This is a genomic window from Kineococcus sp. AC630 (assembly GCF_979255925.1).
Genome location: NZ_CEEDMJ010000086.1, coordinates 1 through 269, shown reverse-complemented (window position 1 = coordinate 269; position 269 = coordinate 1). Strand labels below are relative to the sequence as shown.

Annotated in this window: 1 protein-coding gene; it reads right to left on the bottom strand. The window is 52.8% G+C overall.

All coding sequences use genetic code 11. The features are described 5' to 3' along the window. Positions 1-53: 53 nt before the first annotated feature. Positions 54-269, bottom strand: a 216-nt coding sequence (locus AC0I8G_RS25950) for a hypothetical protein (protein ID WP_471732513.1), incomplete at its 5' end; no start/stop codon positions are given.

Sequence of the window (269 nt, the reverse complement as noted above, 5' to 3'; positions counted from 1 at the left end):
ATACAGAGAGTATCGTATTAGATAGGGGGGGCCGTCGAAAGTAGCGTACTTTACTAAGCAACCCCAACGCAGTAACTGGCCGGGGCGCTGAGTTTGACGTACAAAAACTGGCCGAATAAGCCTGATTTGCCTAAGTTGCCTACCTGATTCGTAATCAGGAGGTCGGGGGTTCGATTCCTCTCAACGGCACCATCTCGAAGAAAAGCGTCGTGCAGCCGCGCGGCGCTTTTCTCGTAACCGGCAATTCGCAGATTCACACCCCTTCGTTC